Origin of the sequence: Streptosporangium longisporum (assembly GCF_039534895.1) — a bacterium.
Taxonomy (GTDB): Bacteria; Actinomycetota; Actinomycetes; order Streptosporangiales; family Streptosporangiaceae; genus Streptosporangium; species Streptosporangium longisporum.
The window spans coordinates 89015-108512 of record NZ_BAAAWD010000010.1; the positions used below are offsets into that span (position 1 = coordinate 89015).

Annotated in this window: 8 protein-coding genes; 6 read left to right on the top strand and 2 right to left on the bottom strand. The window is 74.7% G+C overall.

Annotation, left to right across the window (positions count from 1 at the left end; all coding sequences use genetic code 11):
* Positions 1 to 101: 101 nt before the first annotated feature.
* Complete coding sequence (locus ABD832_RS19295; RefSeq protein ID WP_344897059.1) at positions 102 to 716, bottom strand: TetR/AcrR family transcriptional regulator; 615 nt, start codon at positions 714 to 716, stop codon at positions 102 to 104.
* 107 nt (positions 717 to 823) lie between these two features.
* Here ABD832_RS19295 and ABD832_RS19300 point away from each other — a divergent pair, with 107 nt between their 5' ends.
* Positions 824 to 1396, top strand: a complete 573-nt coding sequence (locus ABD832_RS19300; protein WP_344897062.1) for a dihydrofolate reductase family protein — start codon at positions 824 to 826, stop codon at positions 1394 to 1396.
* 151 nt (positions 1397 to 1547) lie between these two features.
* On the opposite strand, the gene ABD832_RS19305 is transcribed toward ABD832_RS19300, so the two are convergent.
* A complete protein-coding gene (locus tag ABD832_RS19305) occupies positions 1548 to 2948 on the bottom strand; it encodes a salicylate synthase (RefSeq protein WP_344897065.1) in 1401 nt (466 codons plus the stop codon).
* Between the two features lie 161 nt (positions 2949 to 3109).
* On the opposite strand from ABD832_RS19305, the gene ABD832_RS19310 reads away from it, so the two are divergent.
* The 5 genes from ABD832_RS19310 (at position 3110) to ABD832_RS19330 (ending at position 19476) form a co-directional block, all read left to right on the top strand.
* A complete protein-coding gene (locus ABD832_RS19310) occupies positions 3110 to 15388 on the top strand; it encodes an amino acid adenylation domain-containing protein (protein WP_344897069.1) in 12279 nt (4092 codons plus the stop codon).
* A 121-nt stretch (positions 15389 to 15509) separates the two neighbouring features.
* A complete protein-coding gene (locus ABD832_RS19315; RefSeq protein WP_344897072.1) occupies positions 15510 to 16544 on the top strand; it encodes an iron-siderophore ABC transporter substrate-binding protein in 1035 nt (344 codons plus the stop codon).
* A gap of 175 nt (positions 16545 to 16719) precedes the next feature.
* On the top strand, positions 16720 to 17994 hold the full coding sequence (locus ABD832_RS19320; RefSeq protein ID WP_344897075.1) for a lysine N(6)-hydroxylase/L-ornithine N(5)-oxygenase family protein: 1275 nt from the start codon (positions 16720 to 16722) through the stop codon (positions 17992 to 17994).
* Between the two features lie 65 nt (positions 17995 to 18059).
* A complete protein-coding gene (locus ABD832_RS19325) occupies positions 18060 to 18845 on the top strand; it encodes an SDR family NAD(P)-dependent oxidoreductase (protein ID WP_344897078.1) in 786 nt (261 codons plus the stop codon).
* Positions 18835 to 19476, top strand: a complete 642-nt coding sequence (locus ABD832_RS19330; RefSeq protein WP_344897081.1) for a TetR/AcrR family transcriptional regulator — start codon at positions 18835 to 18837, stop codon at positions 19474 to 19476. The genes ABD832_RS19325 and ABD832_RS19330 overlap by 11 nt, the downstream gene beginning before the upstream one ends.
* The last annotated feature ends 22 nt before the right edge of the window (positions 19477 to 19498 follow it).

The window sequence follows — 19498 nt, forward strand, 5'->3', positions numbered from 1 at the left end:
GGACGTCCGCACCCGCGGACGTCCGTGTCCGTGGCGTCCGCGTCCGGGGATGTCCGCAGGCGCGGACGGCGGGGTCGGCGGTGTCACCGGGGTCACCGGGGTCACCGGTCCGGGTGGTCGCTCCCGGGCCGGGCGGTCAGCGGGGCGAGGGCGGCGTCGACGGCGTCGGCGAGGCGACGGGGGTCGGCCTCGGCCCGGGCGACGACGTGAAGTCCCTGCATCAGGGCGAGCAGGAGGCGGGCCTGGGCCCCGCAGTCGATGTCGGGACGGACCTCGCCGGAGCGTCGCGCGGCGTCCAGGGCCCGCTCCAGGCCGCTCTCCAGCGCGCCGAAGCCGTCGTGGACCAGCCGTCCCGCCGCCTCGTCCCGCGGGAGCAGCTCGGCCGCGGTGTTGCCGAGCATGCAGCCGCGCCCGGGTTCCGCCCGCGCGGCCTCGAGGACGCCGAGGAGCAGCTCGCGGACCCGCGGCAGGACGGGCCCCTCGGCCGCGATCCCGTCCGCCTGCTCCCGGCTCGCGTCCACGTAACGCCCCAGCGCCCGCAGGAATATCGCGTGCTTGTCGCCGTAGGCGGCGTACAGGCTGCCCGGCAGCACGCCGATCCCGCCCTTGAGGTCCCGCAGCGACGTGGCCGCGTAGCCGTGCCGCCAGAAGATCTCCAGGGCGCCCCCGATGACCTGGTCGTCGTCGAAGGAGCGGGGCCGTCCGGTGCGTGGCATGGGGGGAGCCTACAACTTCTTGACAGTGCGTTCAAGAAGTGGAACCGTGCCGGTCACGACTTCTTGTTCGCCCGATCAAAAAGTCATCGCCCCTTCGAGGAGATCCCGTGAGACGCCTCTTCCTGCACATCAACGTGTCGCTCGACGGCTACGTCGCCGACCCCGCGGGTGACATCGACTGGCGGTTCGCCGACAAGGAGTTCCAGGACCACATCGACGCCCTGCTGGAGTCGATCGACGGGATGGTCTTCGGCCGGACGGCCTTCGAGCAGCTCGCCGCGTACTGGCCGACGGCAGGGGAGGAGGTCTCGGCCACCCAGCGGCGCCGGATGCACGAGCTGCCCAAGTACGTCCTGTCCCGTACGTTCCCGCGCACCGGGTGGCACAACTCCCACCCGCTCGGCGACGACCCGGCCCGCCTCCTCGGCGACCTCAAGCGCCAGGACGGGCGCGACCTCGCGCTCTTCGCCGGAGGGCGGGCCGCCACCTCCGCGGTGCGCCTCGGTGTCCTGGACCAGCTGCGGCTCGTCGTCAACCCCGTCCTGCTCGGCGGCGGGACGCCGCTGTTCGACGGCACGTACCCGAAGGCGGATCTCCGGCTCACCGACACCCGCCGGTTCGCCTCGGGCGCCCTGCTCCTCACCTACGACGTCGCGGCTCCCGGGACGCCGGTGCGGTGAGGCCCCGGCACCACCGGGCCAGGACGAGGCCGCCGGGCCGGGGCGGGGCCACCGGGTCGGCGGTGCCGGGTGGTCGCCGGACGCGGCCGGTGGGGAGAAGCACGTGCCACCCGGGCGGGGGCGCCTCGCCCGGGTGGCACGGGAACGGCGGCTAGGCGCTCGGGACCACGTACGGGGCGATGCTGGAGAGCTTCTCGCAGGTCTCCTCGTACTCCCGCTCGGGGGTCGAGCCGGAGACGATGCCCGCACCGGCCCGCAGCCAGGCCCGGCCGTTCTCGCTGTAGATGGCGCGCAGCACCAGGGCGGCGTCCATCGCCCCGTCCCGCGAGACCGACAGGACGGCGCCGGCGTAGAGCCCGCGGGGCTCCTCCAGCCGGGCGATCGCGTCGATCGCCTCGGGCTTGGGGATGCCCGAGGCGGTCACCCCGGGGAACAGCGCGTCGAGAGCGTCCCAGCCGGTGCGGCCGGGTGCCAGCTCACCGCTGACGCTGGAGCCCAGGTGCTGCACGCTGCCGCGTTCCTTGACCGTCATGAAGCCGGTGACGCGGACCGTGTCGGGTGCGCAGACCCGGTACAGCTCCTCCTGCGAGGCGCGCACCGAGACCGCGTGCTCGAAGATCTCCTTGGGGTCCCCCTCCAGTTCGCGGCGGGTGAGCGAGTCCACGCTCTCCCCGCGGCCGAAGGCCCGGGTGCCGGCCAGCGGCTGGGTGGTGACCGTACCGGCCTCGTCCACGCTGACCAGCACCTCGGGGCTGAACCCGGCCGACCGGAAGCCGTCCAGGTCGAGCAGGAACGACCGGGCCGGGGTGTTGGCGGCGCGGCCGCACGCGTAGGTCGCGACGACGTCGACCGGGAACGGGACCGGCAACCGGCGCGAGACGATGACCTTCTGGTAGAGCCCGGCACCGATCTCGGCCACGGCCCTGGCCACCCGCGCCCGGTAGTCGTCGCCGCCGGGACGCACGTCGACCGGGGACGGCACCGGAGCCGCCGTCGCCGCGACCTCGGCCGACGACATGACGGGAGACGCGGCGGGGGACACGACAGAGGACGCGGCCGACGACACGGCCGACGGCGGGACCGGGGACGCACCCGGCGGGACGACCTGCGACGCGACCGGCTCGGACAGCAGCGCGGCGACCCGTTCGGCCTCGCCCGGGTCCGTGCTCGTCACCACGGCGCGTCCCTCCTCGATCCGCACCTCGGTGCGCGGCACGACCAGGTGGGCGAGCCGTCCCGCGGGGACGTGCGCGGCGAACTCGAACGCGATCCAGCCGTAGGCGTTCCAGGCCGGCCAGGGAGCCGACTGGAGCGCGGCCTCCAGCGCGGCGGAGGGCCGTCCCGACCAGGTCTCCTCCTCGGCGGGACCGTCCGCCCAGCGGCTGCGCACGACGCCGGGTTCGAGGATCACCTCACCGGCCACCCCGCCCGCGAACGTCCAGCGGCCCGGCCGCTCGTACACCACATAGTCGGTGAACAGGCCGGACCCGGCCAGGCGCGTGACCAACGACAGCGGATCGGCCACGTCGCCGACCACCACGTGCGCGCGCATCTCATCGGTGCTGACACCAGAGGACAAAAGACCCACCCCTCCGCGGGACGAACTTCCCGACTAATTAGGTAAGCCTAACCTTGTGTGAATTTAAGAGGCAAGGCTAACCTAAGCCAGACGCTGGACAGTGCCCGGCCCCGGCCCCGAAGGAAGAGTTGAGCGTGCGGCAACAGCAGGACATTGCGCGGCGACGTGAACTGATGCGGCGGATGATGGCCGAGGCGGGGCTCGGGCCCGGAAGGGACGGGATCGTCCCGCGTGCCTCGGCGGGACCGGCCCCGCTGTCCTACGCCCAGCAGAGCATGTGGTTGCACCACCGGACGTTCCCCGACAGCCCCGTCTACAACGTCTGCCTGCTGGTGCGCATGGCGGGCCCGCTCGACGTCGAGGCGCTGCGCGAGGCCCTGCGCGGCCTGATCCGCCGTCACGCGGTGCTGCGCACCGTCTACGACGAGGGCGCCGAGCACCCCGCGACCACCGGCAACAACGGGAACAGCGGGAACAGCGCGAACAGCGGGGGACCGGTGCAGCGCGTCCTGGACGACGACTCCCTCGACCTGCCGCCGCACGACTGCGACGACGCCGAGGCCCGGGCCGCGCACCTCGCCGCGCTCCCGTTCGACCTGCGGACCGAGCGGCCGATCCGGCTCGAGCTGCTCCGGCTCGGCGCCGACGAGCACGCGCTGGTCCTGGTCGTGCACCACATCGCCTGGGACGGCATGACCTGGGGGTCGCTCTCCCGCGACCTGTCGGCGCTGTACCGCGCCGCGCTCTCCGGCGAGCCGGACGGCCTGCCCCCGCTGCCGGTGCAGTACGCCGACTACGCCACCTGGGAGCAGGGCCGCCCGCACGCCGCCGAGGAGCTGGAGTACTGGCGCCGGCGCCTCGACCCGCCCCCGGCCCCCCTGGACCTGCCCGCCGACCGCCCGCGCGGCGCCGTCGTCTCCGAGCGCGGCGGGCGCCGGGCCCGCCGTTTCGACGACGCCGTCACCGCGGGGATGCGCGCGCTGGCCGCCCGGGAGAACCTCACCCCGTACATGGTGATGCTCGCCGCGCACGCGGTGCTGCTGCACCGCTACACCGGCGCGACCGACATCGCGATCGGCTCGGCGGTGATGAACCGCGAGCACACCGAGATCGAGCGGCTGGCCGGAAACTTCGGCAACACCCTGGTGCTGCGCACCGACCTGTCCGGCGCGCCCACCTTCCGCGAGGTGCTGCACCGGGTGCGCGAGACCTGCACCGAGGGGTTCGCGAACCGGACGCTGCCGTACGACACGATCGTGCAGGAGCTGCGGCCGGCCCGCAGGCGCGGCGGGTCGCCGTTCTTCGACACCATGCTGCTCTTCCTCGCCCAGGAGATCGGCGAGCTGGACCTGCCCGGCCTCACCACGGGCTGGACGCACATCCACAACGGCACCACCCACTTCGACCTGTCGCTGGAGGCGTTCGTCCGGCCGCAGGGCATGACGGTCGAGGCCACCTTCCGCCGCGAGCTCTTCGACGACGAGCGCATCGACGCGCTCCTGGTCCACCTGGAGACGCTGCTGGGCGGCGCGGTGAACGCCCCGGACACGCCGATCGCCGACCTGGAGCTGCTCGACGCGGCCGAGTCGGCGCTGCTGGAGGCGTGGAACGACACCGCGCGTCCCGTCCCGGACACCACGGTCACCGCCCTGTTCGAGGAGCAGGTCGCGCGCACCCCGGACGCGGTCGCCGTGGACGGAGAGTCCGGCACGCTCACCTACGCCGAGCTGGACCGGCGCGCCCGCGACCTCGCCCGTCTGCTGCGCGAGCGCGGCGCCGGGCCCGACCGGGTCGTCGCGCTGGCCCTGCCCCGCACCCCGGACCTGGTGGTCGCGCTGCTGGCCGTGCTCAAGGCCGGCGCCGCCTACCTGCCGCTCGACCTGGACCACCCGGCCGACCGGCTGGCGTACATGATCGAGGACGCGGGCCCGCTCTGCGCGCTCGCGACCGCGGAGACCGCCGCGCTCCTGCCGCCCGGGACCGACGTGCTCCTCCTCGACGGCCCCACGACCGCCACCGCTCCCGATACCCACCCCGGCGCGCCGGCCGGCGCGGAGGCGCGGCCGGTGCGGGGCGGCGACCTGGCGTACGTCATCTACACCTCGGGATCGACCGGCCGCCCCAAGGGCGTGGCCGTCCCGCACTCCGCGCTCACCGCCTTCCTGCTCACGATGCGGGAGCGCCTGGCCCTGGGCGCCGGCGACCGGCTGGTCGCGGTCACCACGATCGCCTTCGACATCGCCGCGCTGGAGCTGTACGTACCGCTGATCAGCGGCGCGACCGTGGTCCCCGCGAGCCGCGAGACCGTGCGCGACCCGGCCGCGCTGGGCCGGGCGCTGGCCGGGGCGACCGTCGTCCAGGGCACCCCCTCGCTGCTGGGGTCGCTGGAGCCGGCCGCGCTGGCCGGGCTGCGGGTCCTGGTCGGCGGCGAGGCCCTGCCGCCCGCGCTCGCCGGCACCCTGCACGCCGTCGCGGCCTCGGCCGTCAACATGTACGGGCCCACCGAGGCGACGATCTGGGCGACCTCCGCCGAGCTGCCGTCGGACGGGATCGGCCACCCGTTCCCCAACACCCGCGCCCACGTCCTGGACGCCGCGCTGCGCCCGGTGCCGGTCGGCGTTCCCGGCGAGCTCTACCTGGCGGGCGTCCAGCTCGCCCGCGGCTACGCCGGCCGTCCTGGGCTGACCGCGGAGCGTTTCGTCGCCGACCCCTTCGGCCCGCCCGGCGAGCGCATGTACCGCACCGGCGACCTGGCCCGCCGTGCCCGTGACGGCTCCCTGGAGTACCTGGGCCGCGGCGACGACCAGGTGAAGATCCGCGGCTTCCGGATCGAGCCCGCCGAGGTGCAGGCGGTGCTCGCCGCCCACCCCGGTGTCGCCCAGGCCGCCGTCGTGGTCCGCGAGGACACCCCCGGCGACAGGCGGCTCGTCGCCTACGTCGTGCCGCACCCGGGCCTGGACGACGGCCTGGACGAGGCCGATCTGCGGGCCACCGCGGCCGGGGCGCTTCCCGAGTACATGCTGCCCTCCGCGACCGTCCTGCTGGAGGCGCTGCCGCGGACGGTCAACGGCAAGCTCGACCGGGCCGCGCTGCCCGCTCCCGAGGTCCGCGTCTCCGGCCGGGAACCGCGCGACGAGCGCGAGGCCGCGCTGTGCGCGGTCTTCGCCGAGACGCTCGGGCTGGAGAGCGTGGGCATCGACGACGACTTCTTCGCGCTGGGCGGCCACTCGCTGCTCGCCACCCGCCTGGCCGGCCGGGTACGCGCCGCGCTGGACGCCGAGCTCACCATCGCCGACGTCTTCGAGGCGCCCACGGTCGCCACCCTGGCCCCCCGCCTGACCCGCGGCACCGGCCCCCGGGTCCGCGACGTCGTCCGGCCGGACGTCGTCCCGGCCTCGCCCGCGCAGCGCGGCCTGTGGTTCGAGGAGCGCCTGCGCGGCCCCTCGGCCGCCGACGCGCTCCCGCTCGGCCTGCGCCTGCGCGGCCCCGTCGACGCCGACGCGCTGCGCGCCGCCTTCGCCGACGTGGTGGCCCGCCACGAGGCGCTGCGCACCCTGCTCGTCGAGGGGGAGGACGGCCTGCCCGTGCAGCGCGTCCTGGCCGTCGGCGAGGCCGCCTTCGACGTGGTGGACGCGCGCGGACGCTCCGAGGAGTGGCTGCGCGAGGCCGAGACGCGGGCCGCCTCGCACGTCTTCGACCTCGCCACCGACCTGCCGATCCGGGCGACCCTGCTGCGCGTCTCCGCCGAGGAGTCGGTGCTGGTCATGCTCCAGCACCACGCCGCCGCCGACGAGTGGTCGTTCACGCCGCTGCTCGCCGACCTGTCGCGCGCCTACACCGCCCGTGCCGCAGGCGCCGGGCCCGACTGGGCGCCGCTGCCGGTGCAGTACGCCGACTACGCCGTCTGGCGGAGCCGGGCCTCCGAGGTCGCCGGCGGGACCGCCTTCTGGGAGCGGACGCTGCGCGGGCTGCCCGAGGAGAGCACGCCGCCCCCGGACCGGCCCCGCCCCGCCGAGGCGAGCCACCGCGGCGGGCTCGTCCCGTTCCGGCTGCCGCTGGACGGGGTGCGCGAGCTGGCCCTGCGGACCGGCACCAGCGTGTTCATGGTCCTGCACGCCGCCGTGGCCGCGCTGCTGCACCGGGCCGGCGCGGGCGAGGACGTGGCGCTCGGCACGCCCGTCGCGGGCCGTGCCGACGCCGACCTGTCCGACCTGGTCGGCGTGTTCGTCAACCTCGTGGTGCTGCGCACCGACCTGTCCGGCGACCCGGCCTTCACCGAACTGCTGGAGCGGGTCCGCCGGGCCGACCTGGCCGCGTTCTCCCACGCCGACGTGCCGTTCGAGCAGGTCGTGGAGCGGCTGGCGCCGGAGCGCTCGCTGGCCCGCAGCCCGCTGTTCCAGGTGATGATCGTCCACCAGCGGCTGGAGGACGTCCGGCTCCGGCTGCCGGGCGTGCGCGCCGAGCCGTTCCTGCCGGAGACCGGTGGCGTCAAGTTCGACCTGGACGTCTACTTCTCCGAGGGCGAGGACCTGATCGAGGGGTTCGTGGCCTACGCCGCCGACCTCTACGACGCCGAGACCGTCACGGCCCTGCTCGACGACCTCGCCGAGCTGCTGAGGCGGGCCGTGGAGGACCCGGCGCGGCGCCTGTCGGCGCTCGGCGCCCCGGCCGCCCGGCCCGCCGTCACCACCCGCGAGCCTCGCGAGGCCCGCGAGCTCCGCGGGCTCCGCGACGGCGGGACCGACGGCCTGACCGTCGCCGAGATGGTCGAGGCCCAGGTGGCGCGGACCCCGCACGCCCCCGCGGTCGTCTTCGGCGACACCGTGCTCGACTACGCCGGGCTGGACGAGCGCGCCGAGGCCCTCGCCGACCGGCTCGCCGCCGCGGGCGCCGGGCCGGAGCGGATCGTCGCGATCGCGCTGCCCCGCTCCGCCGAGTTCGTGGTCGCCCTGCTGGCGGTGCTCAAGACCGGCGCCGCCTACCTGCCGATCGACACGACCTACCCGCGCTCCCGGATCGACCTGATGCTGGACGCGGCCCGCCCGCTATTGGTCCTGGGCGCCGACGAGGTCCCCCCGGACGCACCGCCCCGCACCCGGACCCGGCCGCTGCCCGACCACCCCGCGTACGTGATCTTCACGTCGGGGTCCACCGGGACGCCCAAGGCCGTCGCCGGCACCCAGCGGGCCCTGGCCGGACGCCTGGCCTGGGGCATGGACCTGGCCCCGGTCGGCACGCGGGTCGCCAAGAGCTCACCGGCCTTCATCGACGGCAGCACCGAACTGCTCGGCGGCCTCGTCGTCGGCGACACCGTCGTCGTGGCCGACGACGAGACCGCCGTCGACGCGCTCGCCCTGGCCGGCCTGATCCGCCGGCACCGGGTGAACCTGGTGACGGTCGTGCCCGGCCTGCTGTCCGCGCTCCTTCAGGCCGGCGGGACCGGCGACCTCGGATCGGTGACCACCTGGATCAGCAGCGGCGAGGCCCTGCCCGCCGCGCTGGCCGAGCGGGTCCCGGCCCGGCTGGTCAACCTGTACGGCTGCTCCGAGGCGGCCGGCGACAGCCTGATCGCCGAGGGCGCCGGGGGACTGGTCCCGATCACCGGCACCGAGGCGTACGTGCTGGACGCCGGGCTGCGCGAGGTGACGGTCGGCGAGCTGTACCTGGCCGGGGACGGCCTGGCGCGCGGCTACCTCGGCGACCCGGCCCGCACCGCAGAGCGGTTCGTCGCCAACCCCTTCGGCCCGCCCGGCTCGCGGCTCTACCGCACCGGCGACCGGGTGCGCCGCCGCCGCGACGGCGCCCTGGACTTCCTGGGCCGCGCCGACGACCAGATCAAGATCCGTGGCTTCCGTGTCGAACCCGGGGAGGTCGAGGCCGCGCTCGCGGCCCGGCCCGGGGTGCGGCGGGCGGCCGTGGCGCTCCGCTCGGGGCCGCGCCTGGTCGGCTACGTCGAGACCGAGCCCGGCACCGACCTCGACGCGCTGCACGCGGGGCTCCGCGAGACCCTGCCCGGCCACCTCGTCCCGGCCGTGCTCGTCGGCCTCGACCGGCTGCCGCTGACCCCGGGCGGCAAGCTCGACCGCCGGGCGCTGCCCGAGCCCGCCGCCCGCGCGGGACGGGCCCCGGAGACCGGGCCCGAGCTCGCCCTGGCCCGGCTGGTGGCCGAGACCGTCGGGCGGGACGCCGTCAACGCCGACGACGACTTCTTCCGCACCGGCGGCGACAGCATCAGCGCCGCCCTGCTGGTGGGAAGGGCCCGCCGCGCCGGCTTCGCCTTCACCGTCCGCGACGTGTTCCGGCTGCGCACCGTCGAGGCCCTGGCCCGCATCCCGGCCGCCGCGTCCGCACCGGACGCGTCCTTGCCGGACGTCCCCGCACCGGACGCGTCCGTCCCGGACGTCCCGGCCGGGGGCGCCTCCGGCCCGGAGCGGGCCGAGCTGCCGCTCTCCCCGCTGCAGGAGGGCCTGCTCTTCCACCTGATGATGGCCGGCGAGGACCGCGACATCTACGTCCAGCAGGCCGTGGTGACCCTGACCGGACCGGTCGAGGCGGACCGGCTGGCCGGGGCCGCGCGCCGGGTGCTGCTGAAGTTCCCCAACCTGCGCGCCGGGTTCCGCACCGACGGCGGCCGTACCGTGCAGTTCGTCCCCGAGCACTTCGAGGTCGACTGGACCTTCGCCGACCTCACCGGGACGACCGGCGGAACCGGCGACGACGGCGAGACCGGCGGAACCGGCGGGACCGGCGGGGCGGACGGCCTGGAGGCGTTCGTCGAGGCGCAGCGCGCCCGCCCGTTCGTCCCCGACTCCCCGCCGCTGATCCGCTTCGCGCTGGCCAGGGTGGGGGAGGGGGACTTCCGGCTGGTGCTGACCTCCGAGCTGATCCTGCTGGACGGCTGGTCGGGAGCCCTGCTGGTCACCTCGCTGCTGGAGTTCTACACCGACGCCGAGGCCGAGCGGGACCGCCCTGCCGTCCCCTTCCACGCCTACCTCGACTGGGTCAACGCCCAGGACCGCCAGGCCGCGCTCAAGGCATGGGCCCGTGCCCTCGACGGCCTCGACGAGCCCACCCTGATCAGGCCCGAGCTGACCGGCCGCCCCGCCGACCTCGCGGGCGCCGGGGAGATCCACCGGGCACTGCCCGGCGACCTCGCGTCCCGCCTCGACACCCTGGCCCGCGAGTCCGGCCTGACCCTGGGCACCCTGTACGAGAGCGCCTGGGGACTGCTGCTGGCCGGGCTGACCGGCCGCGACGACGTGGTCTTCGGCGTCTCGGTCTCCGGCCGCCACCCCGACGTCGACGGGGTGGAGTCCGTCGTCGGGCTGCTGTTCAACACCGTCCCGGTCCGGGTGCGGGCCTCGGCGGCCGACCCGCTCCGCGCCGTCCTGGAGCGGGTGCAGACCTTCCAGTCGGAGCTGTTCGACCACTCCTACGTCGCGCTCGCCGACGTGCAGCGGGAGACCGGCCTCGGCACCCTGTTCGACACCCTCTTCGTGTTCCAGAACTTCCCCGGCATGCCCGTCGGGCGCGGGTTCGGCCCCGGCGGCGACGTGCGGGTGACCGGCCGCCAGGTCCGCGACGCGACCCACTACCCGGTCACCATGGTCGTCGAGCCCGGCGCGGGCCTGCGGGTCATGTACCGGGGCGACGCCTTCACCGAGGCCGAGGCCGCGCGCCTGACCGACCGCTACGTGCGCGTCCTGGAGGCCGTCGCGGCCGACCCGGCCGGGCCCTGCCACCGGCTCGACCTGCTGCTGCCCGGCGAGCACGACCGGCTGCGCCGCGACTGGGCCGACTCCGAGCGGTTCGTGCCCGAGCTCACCATCGCCGAGCTGCTCGCCGAGCAGGCCGCGCGCACCCCGGACGAGCTCGCCCTGGTCTCCCAGCCGGACGTGCGGCTGACCTACGCCGAGCTGGACGCCGCGGCCAACCGGCTGGCCCGGCTGCTGCTGGCGCACGGGGCCGGTCCGGAACGGGTCGTCGCCCTCGCGCTGCCCCGTTCGGCGGAGATGGTCGTCGCGCTCTTCGCGGTGCTCAAGACCGGCGCCGCCTACCTGCCGCTGGAGCTCGACTACCCGGCCGACCGGCTGGACTTCATGCTGGCCGACGCCGCCCCGGCCTGCCTGGTCTCGCACCGTGCCATCGCCGCCGGGCTGACCTGCCCGGGGGAGACGATCACGCTCGACGACCCCGCGGTGCGCGAGCGCCTGGACCGGCTGCCCGGCACCGGGCTGACCGGCGAGGAGACGCCCGGCTTCGGCAGGGACGTCCCCGGGCGGCTGGAGCACCCCGCGTACGTGATCTACACCTCCGGCTCGACCGGCCGGCCCAAGGGCGTGGTCACCCCCTACCGGGGCCTGACCAACATGCAGTTCAACCACCGGGCCAACATCTTCGACCCGGTCGTGGCCTCGGCCGGGCGCCGGCTGCGGATCGCGCACACCGTGTCGTTCTCCTTCGACATGTCGTGGGAGGAGCTGCTCTGGCTCATCGAGGGCCACGAGGTGCACGTCTGCGACGAGGAGCTGCGGCGCGACGCCGAGGCGCTGACCGAGTACCTGCGGCGCCACCGGATCGACGTGATCAACGTGACGCCGACCTACGCGCAGCAGCTCCTGGAGGAGGGCCTGCTCGACGGTGAGCACCGGCCGCCGCTGGTGCTGCTGGGCGGCGAGGCCGTCCCCGCGGCCGTGTGGGACCGGCTCGCGCGCACCGAGGGGACGCTCGGCTACAACCTCTACGGCCCGACCGAGTACACCATCAACACCCTCGGCGGCGGCACCGACGACAGCGCCACCCCCACCGTCGGCAAGCCCATCTGGAACACCCGCGGGTACGTGCTCGACGCCTGGCTGCGGCCGGTCCCGCCGGGCGCGCCCGGAGAGCTCTACATCTCCGGCGCCGGCCTGGCACGCGGCTACCTCGACCGGCCCGGCCTGACCGCCGAACGGTTCGTGGCCGACCCCTTCCAGGCCGGGGAGAGGATGTACCGCACCGGCGACCTGGTACGGGTCCGCGAGGACGGCAACATCGACTTCCTGGGCCGTACCGACGAGCAGGTGAAGATCCGCGGTTACCGGGTCGAGCTGGAGGAGGTCGAGACCGCGCTGGCGGCCGAGCCCGGCGTCGGGCAGGCCGCGGTCGTCGCGGTGAGCACGGACGTGCCCGGGGTCAAGCGCCTCATCGGCTACGTGGTGCCCGACGGCGCCGCGCAGCCCGAGGCCGAGGCCGAGCACCTGGCGGAGTGGCGGCAGATCTACGACGCCGAGTACACCGAGATCGGCACGGCCGTGCACACCGAGGACTTCGCGGGCTGGGACAGCAGCTACGACGGCACGCCCATCCCGCTGGAGCACATGCGCGAGTGGCGCGAGTCCACCGTGGCCAGGATCGCCGCGCTGCGGCCCCGGCGGGTGCTGGAGATCGGCGTCGGCACCGGCCTGCTGCTGTCGCGGCTCGCCGGTGACTGCGAGGAGTACTGGGGCACCGACTTCGCCGCCCCCGTCATCGCCAAGCTCCAGGCCGACCTCGGCCCGGACTCGCCGGTACGGCTGAGCTGCCGGCCCGCGCACGACACCGCCGGCCTGCCCTCCGGGCACTTCGACGTCGTCGTGGTCAACTCGGTGGTGCAGTACTTCCCGAGCGCCGGCTACCTCGCCGAGGTGATCGGCGCCGCGATGGACCTGCTCGCCCCCGGCGGCGCTCTGTTCGTCGGCGACGTCCGCGACCTGCGGTCGGTGCGCTGCCTGCACGCGGCCGTCCAGCTCGGCCGCCTCGGCGACGGGACCGGCGCGGACAGCAAGGACGGGAACGACGGGAACGGCGCGGACGGTGGCGACCCGCGGGCGGTCACCGCGGCGATCGACCGTGCCGTCCGGATGGAGAAGGAGTTGCTGCTCGACCCCGCGTTCTTCACCGCCCTCGGCGTGGCCGCGCGGGTGGAGGTCCGCGCCAAGCGCGGCGTGCACCACAACGAGCTCAGCAGGCACCGCTACGACGTGACGCTGTGGAAGGCGCCGGTCACCCCGCCCGCCGTACCGGCGGAGGAGACCCCGGTCGTGGACTGGGCCGGGCCGGGCACCCTGCCGCCCGCGGGCCCGGCCGGGCCGCTGCGGGTGCGGGGCATCCCCGACCCCCGCCTGTCCGGCGAGCTCGCCGCGCTGCGCGCTCTGGAGGGCGGCGCCTCACCGAGGCGGGCGCGCGAGCTGCTGGCCGAGCCCCCGCGCGGGGTCGACCCCGAGTCGCTGTACGCGCTCGACCCGGACGTGGTCATCACCCTCTCGGCCGAGATCGGGTACTACGACGCCGTCTTCGGCGGCGGGGCCGCGTACGCGCCGGCCGACCCCGACCGCAGGCCCGCCTCGTACGCGAGCAACCCGGCGGCGGCCCGCGACCACGGGGCGCTCGCCGCGCGGGTGCGCGAGGGGCTCAAGCGCAGGCTGCCCGGGTACATGGTGCCGAGCGCGGTCGTGACGCTGGACGCGCTGCCGCTGACCGTCAACGGCAAGCTGGACCGCAGGGCCCTGCCCGCCCCGGACCGGCACGGGCCGCGCGGGAGCGGGCGCGCCGCCAGGACCGCGGTGGAGCACCTGCTGTGCACGCTTTTCGGCGAGGTGCTCGACGTCTCCGGCGTCGGCATCGACGACAACTTCTTCGAGCTGGGAGGCCACTCGCTGCTGGCGACCCGGCTGGTCGGCAGGGTCCGCGCGGTGCTCCGCACCGAGCTGGCCATCCGCGACCTGTTCGAGGCGCCCACCGTCGCCGAGCTGGCCGAACGGCTGCACGACCGGGCCGGGGTCGCGCTGCGGCCCCCGCTGGTGCCCGCCGAGCGGCCCGAGCGCGTCCCGCTGTCGTACGCCCAGCGCCGGTTGTGGCTGCTGGACCAGATGCTGCGCGAGGACGAGGGGCCGCGCGAGGCCTACCACCTGCCGCTCGCGGTGCACCTGAGCGGCAGGGTCGACGTGGCCGCGCTGCAGGCCGCGATCGGCGACGTGACCGCCAGGCACGAGAGCCTGCGGACCGTCTTCGCCGAGCACGAGGGCGTGCCCTTCCAGCGCGTCCTGCCGCCCGAGCAGGCCCGCCCGGTCCTGGAGATCACCTCCGCCACGCCCGAGGAGGTCATCGCGCGCCCGTTCGACCTGGCCACGCAGATCCCGCTGCGGGCCGCGCTCATCGAGGAAGGACCGGACGAGCACCTGCTGCTGGCGGTCTTCCACCACATCGCGTTCGACGAGTGGTCCTTCGGGCCGTTCGCCAGGGACGTGGCCCGCGCCTACGCCGCACGGCTGCGGGAGGTGGCACCGGCCGCGCAGCCGCCCGCGGTGCAGTACGCCGACTACACGCTCTGGCAGCGCGAGCTGCTCGGCGACCCCGCCGATCCCGGCAGCCTGCACGCCCGCCAGCTCGCCTACTGGGCGCGGACGCTGTCCGGCATGCCGCAGGAGATCCCGCTGCCGGTGGACCGGCCCAGGCCCGCCACCGTCGGCCAGCGCGGCGGGACCGCGACCAGGCGGCTGCCGGCGGCGCTGACCGGGCGGCTGCGCGAGCTCGCCCGCTCGGCGCAGGCCAGCATGTTCATGGTCTGCCAGAGCGCGGTGGCCGCGCTGCTGCACCGCACCGGCGCGGGGGAGGACATCCCGCTGGGCAGCCCGGTCGCGGGCCGTACCGACGAGGCCGCCGCCGACCTGGTCGGGTTCTTCGTCAACACGCTGGTGCTGCGCGCCGACACCTCCGGCGACCCCTCCTTCGCCGGGCTGCTGGCCCGCGTCCGCGACACCGACCTGGCCGGTCTGGCCAACCAGGACCTGCCGTTCGAGGCGCTGGTGGAGGCGCTGCGCCCGCCGCGGGTGCCCGGCCGCAACCCGCTGTTCCAGGTGATGGTCGGCTACGAGAACCAGGCCATGGGCGAGGTGGACTTCCCCGGGCTGCGGCAGCGGGAGGCGCTGTTCAGCCCGCCCGCGGCCAAGTTCGACCTGGACTTCATCTTCCGGGAGCGGGGGGAGGAGCTCCACCTGATCGTCGACTACTCGGCCGACCTGTTCGACCCGGCCACCGTGGACACGATGATCGAGGCGCTCCTGGACGTGCTGGGACGCGTCGCGGCCGAACCCGAGACGCGCCTGAGCGACCTGCCCGTCGCGCTGGAGGCCCGCACGGTCACCGCCGCCGCCACGGGACGGGCCTCCCGGCGCGACGACGACCTCACCGAGCGGCTGTGCCGGGTGTTCGCCGAGGTCCTGGAGGTGGACGCGGTCGGGCCGCACGACAACTTCTTCGACCTGGGCGGCCACTCGCTGCTGGCCATGCAGCTGGTGCGCAGGATCCGGCGCGAGCCCGGCTGCACCGGGGTGCGGATCGCCACGCTGATGACGTCCCAGAGCGTGGCCGAGCTCGTCGACCGCCTGGAGTGAGGCACCTGGCCGGGAAGCGCTTCGCCGTGAAGCGCTTCCCAGGGCGGGCAAAGATTGTTAACTTAGGTGAGGCTTACCTAAAACGGGAGCTCCCGTGAGCTCTGGAAGGACACCCATACCCATGCGCGACACGATGCGCCGTCTGTTCGCCACCGGAACACTCCTGCTGGGCCTCGGCCTGGTGGGCGCGTGCGGTGGCGGAGGCGGTGGCGAGCAGCCCGCCGCGAGCGCCACGACGCCCGCCGCCCGGGCAGGCTCCGGATTCCCGGTGACCATCACCCACAAGCTCGGCACCACCACGATCGAATCCGCGCCCCAGCGTATCGTCGCCCTCGGTGAGATCGACCAGGACACCCTGCTCGCCCTGGGCGTGCAGCCGGTCGGCATGGCGGAGCTGACCGGCATCCAGCCCGACGGCCTCACCCCCTGGACCGCCCCGAAGCTCTCCGGCGCGAAGCCGGAGCTGCTGAAGGCCGGCGAGGCGGGCTTCTCCCTGGAGAAGATCGCCGCTCTCAAGCCCGACCTGATCCTGGCCGGCGGCGACTACTACATCGACAAGGAGTACGCCGGCCTCTCCCAGCTCGCGCCGACCACCGCCTACGAGACCGGACCGGCCGAGGACTCCTGGCAGACCGTGGCCCGCCAGGTCGCCAAGGCGGTCGGCAAGGCCGACGAGGGCGAGAAGCTCGTCGCCGACGTCGAGGCGAAGATCGCCTCGGTGAAGACCTCCCACCCCGAGCTCTCCGGCAAGAAGTACGCGCTCACCAGCGTCTTCCCGTCCGGCAACATCGGCGTCATGAAGTCCGACGCCGACATCAGCGTCAAGCTCTTCGACCAGTTCGGGATGGTGCTGCCCGAGGAGATCAAGGCCCTGCCCGGCGAGGGCTTCGCGGCCGAGCTGAGCATGGAGAAGGTCAAGGTCCTCGACGTCGACGTGCTGCTCAGCCACTACAACGACGACGCCGCCACCCAGAAGAAGATCGAGGCCAACGCCCTGTTCTCCGGCCTGGACGTGGTCGAGCGCGGCTCGTACGTGCCGCTGGACCTCAAGGCGTTCTGGCCGCTGCGCACGCCGACGCCGCTGGCGATCCCCTACGTGGTCGACCAGCTCGTGCCCCAGGTCGCCAAGGCCGCCAAGGCCGCCTCGTCCTCCTGACGGACGTCCCGGCCCGCCCCGGGACGGGCCCGCCCCGGCGGGCCGTACCGGGGCGGGTGCCCGCGGGACCCCGCCCGGATCCTGCGCGGATCCTGTGCGGATCCCGTGCGGACCCGCTCTTCCCCCGCCGCCGCCCGGCCGCGGGGGACCATTCCTCAGCACGTGAGAGGCGAACATGTCGAGCCCGGTCTATGACGTCGTGGGCATCGGTTTCGGGCCCTCCAACCTCGCGCTCGCGGTGGCCCTGGAGGAGGAGTACGGCGCCGGCGTGAACGCGGTCTTCTTCGAGAGGCAGCCCAGGTTCGGCTGGCACCGCAACATGCTCATCGACGGCGCCACGATGCAGGTCCACTTCCTCAAGGACCTGGTCACCCTGCGCAACCCCACCAGCCCCTACTCCTTCCTGTGCTACCTGCAGGAAAAGGGCCGGCTGGTCGACTTCATCAACCACAAGACCATGTTCCCCACCCGGCTGGAGTTCCACGACTACCTGGAGTGGGTCGCCGCCTCCTTCGCCGGCCTGGTGCGCTACGACTCCGAGGTCGTGGCGGTGCGCCCGCACGACGACGACACGCTGGAGGTCGTCGTGCAGCGCGGCGACGAGCTGCACACCTGCCTGACCCGCAACCTGGTGATCGCGGTCGGGCTGGACCCGGTGCTGCCCGGCGGCGTGCGCTCGGGCGAGCGGATCTGGCACACCGAGGAGCTGCTGGCCCGCCTGGAGGGCCTCGGCGGCCGCGAGCCCAGGCGGTTCGTGGTGGTCGGCGCCGGGCAGAGCGCGGCCGAGGCCGTCGAGCACCTGCACCGCACCTACTCCTCCGCGGAGATCTGCGCGGTCTTCACCCGGTACGGCTACTCGCCGGCCGACGACAGCCCCTTCGCCAACCGCATCTTCGACCCCGTGGCCGTCGACCACTTCTTCACCGCCCCCGAGGAGGTCAAGCGCATGCTGCTGGCCTACTCCCGCAACACCAACTACTCGGTGGTGGACATGGACCTCATCGACGAGCTCTACCGGCGCTCCTACGCCGAGAAGGTCGCCGGGGTCGAACGCCTGCGCATGCTGAACGCCTCCCGCCTGCTCGGCGTGGACGAGGACGGCGAGACCGCCCGCGTCCGGCTGTGCTTCCTGCCCACCGGCGAGACGAGCACGATCGAGGCCGACGCGGTCGTCTGCGCGACCGGCTACCGCGAGCGCAACCCCCTGGACCTGCTGGGCGAGGCGCGCGAGCACTGCCGTACCGGCGAGGCGGGCGAGCTGCTGGTGGAGCGCGACTACCGGATCGCCGTCGATCCCGGCAAGAGCTGGGGCGTCTACCTGCAGGGGGCCACCGAGGACACCCACGGGATCGCCTCGTCGCTGCTGTCCATGACCGCCGTGCGCACCGGGGAGATCGTGCGCTCGATCGCCCGCCGCTCCGCGCAGGTGCCCCAGGGCGCCGAGCCCTGAGCGGCCCGCCCGGCGCCGGGAACCGATTCTAGAGAGACTCTCTAGAATCCGGTACGCTTCCGGACATGAGACCCAGCGTCGTCATCACCGGGGGCAACCGCGGGATCGGTCTGGCCACGGCCGAGGAGTTCGCCCGCCTCGGCCACAGCGTGGTGCTCGTGGCCAGGAACCCCGCCGCGGCGGGCGAGGCGGCCCGGCTCGGCGCCGGCCTGGTGACGGCGGACCTGTCGACCCTGCGGGGGATCCGGTCCGCCGCCGGGGAGCTGGCCGCGGTCTGCCCGCGACCGGACGTGCTGATCCACAACGCCGGGATCTGGCCCGCGGCGCGGCGGCTCACCGAGGACGGGTTCGAGGAGTCCTTCGCCGTCAACCACCTGGCCCCCTTCCTGCTCAACCACCTGCTCCAGGACCGCCTGAGCAGGGTCGTCCAGGTCACCGCGGGCCTGTACGTCAAGGGCCGCGCCGACCCCGGGCGCACACCCACCGGCGCGGACTTCTCCCCGGTGCGCACCTACGCCGACACCAAGCTGTGCAACCTGGCGCTGCTACCGCTGTGGGCCGCGCGCTGGAGGGAACGGGGCGTCACGATCGACGCCGTGCACCCGGGGGTGATCAGGACCGGGCTCGGTGACCGCGGCGGCCCGGTGGGGGTGCTGCTGAAGGTGGCCAAGCTGCTGTGGAAGGCGCCCGCCGAGGGCGCGACCGCGGTCCTGGGGGTGGCCATGGACCGGGCCGGTACCGGGCGCTACTTCGACGTCGACCGCGAGCTGCCCCTGGAGCCGGTGGCGGCCGACGCCGTCCTGGCGCGCAGGCTCTGGGCGCAGGCCGCGGAGCTCACCGGTGTCGCCTAGGCACAGGCGCGGCGACGAGACCAGGGAACGGCTGCTGGCCGCCGCCCTGGAGCTGTACGACCGCGACGGCGCGGAGGGCTTCACGATGACCGCGGTGACCGGGACGAGCGGGGTCAGCGTCGGCAGCCTCTACCACCACTTCGGCAGCTTCGACGGGCTGGCCGCGGCACTGTACGCGCGCTGCCTGTCCGGCCTGCTCGACGCCGTCATCGCCGCCCTCGACGCCGAGCGCGACCTCGTCCGGGCCGGGACGGCCACGCGGCCGGGGCGGGACGAGGAGGAGGCGGCCGGGGTGATCCGCGCCGTGGTCACCGGCTACCTCGGCTTCACCCGCGAGCACCGGTCCGCCGCGCACTTCGTGCACGCCTCCGCCTACGCCGGGTTCCTCGCCGCCCACCCCGGGCCGGTCACGCGGGAGACGGGGCCGAGGCTCGCCGAGATCCTGGGCCGGTTGCGGCCGTACACCGAGGCGGGCCTGGTCGTGGAGCTGCCGGACGCGCTGACCGAGACGCTGATCGTCGGCCCGGTCGCGGAGACGGCCCGCCGGTGGCTGGCCGGAGCCCCCGGCATCGACCTGGACGAGGCGTGCCGCCTGCTGCCCGAACGGATCTGGCGCTCCGTGCGCGCGTAAGGGGTCTGTGGCCACCCCGCCC

Bases quoted from the DNA above. Each gene is read 5' to 3' on its own strand.
- ABD832_RS19305 (WP_344897065.1), bottom strand. From the start codon at position 2,948: ATGCGCGCGCACGTGGTGGTCGGCGACGTGGCCGATCCGCTGTCGTTG.
- ABD832_RS19295 (WP_344897059.1), bottom strand. From the start codon at position 716: ATGCCACGCACCGGACGGCCCCGCTCCTTCGACGACGACCAGGTCATC.
- ABD832_RS19325 (WP_344897078.1), top strand. From the start codon at position 18,060: ATGAGACCCAGCGTCGTCATCACCGGGGGCAACCGCGGGATCGGTCTG.
- ABD832_RS19320 (WP_344897075.1), top strand. From the start codon at position 16,720: ATGTCGAGCCCGGTCTATGACGTCGTGGGCATCGGTTTCGGGCCCTCC.
- ABD832_RS19315 (WP_344897072.1), top strand. From the start codon at position 15,510: ATGCGCGACACGATGCGCCGTCTGTTCGCCACCGGAACACTCCTGCTG.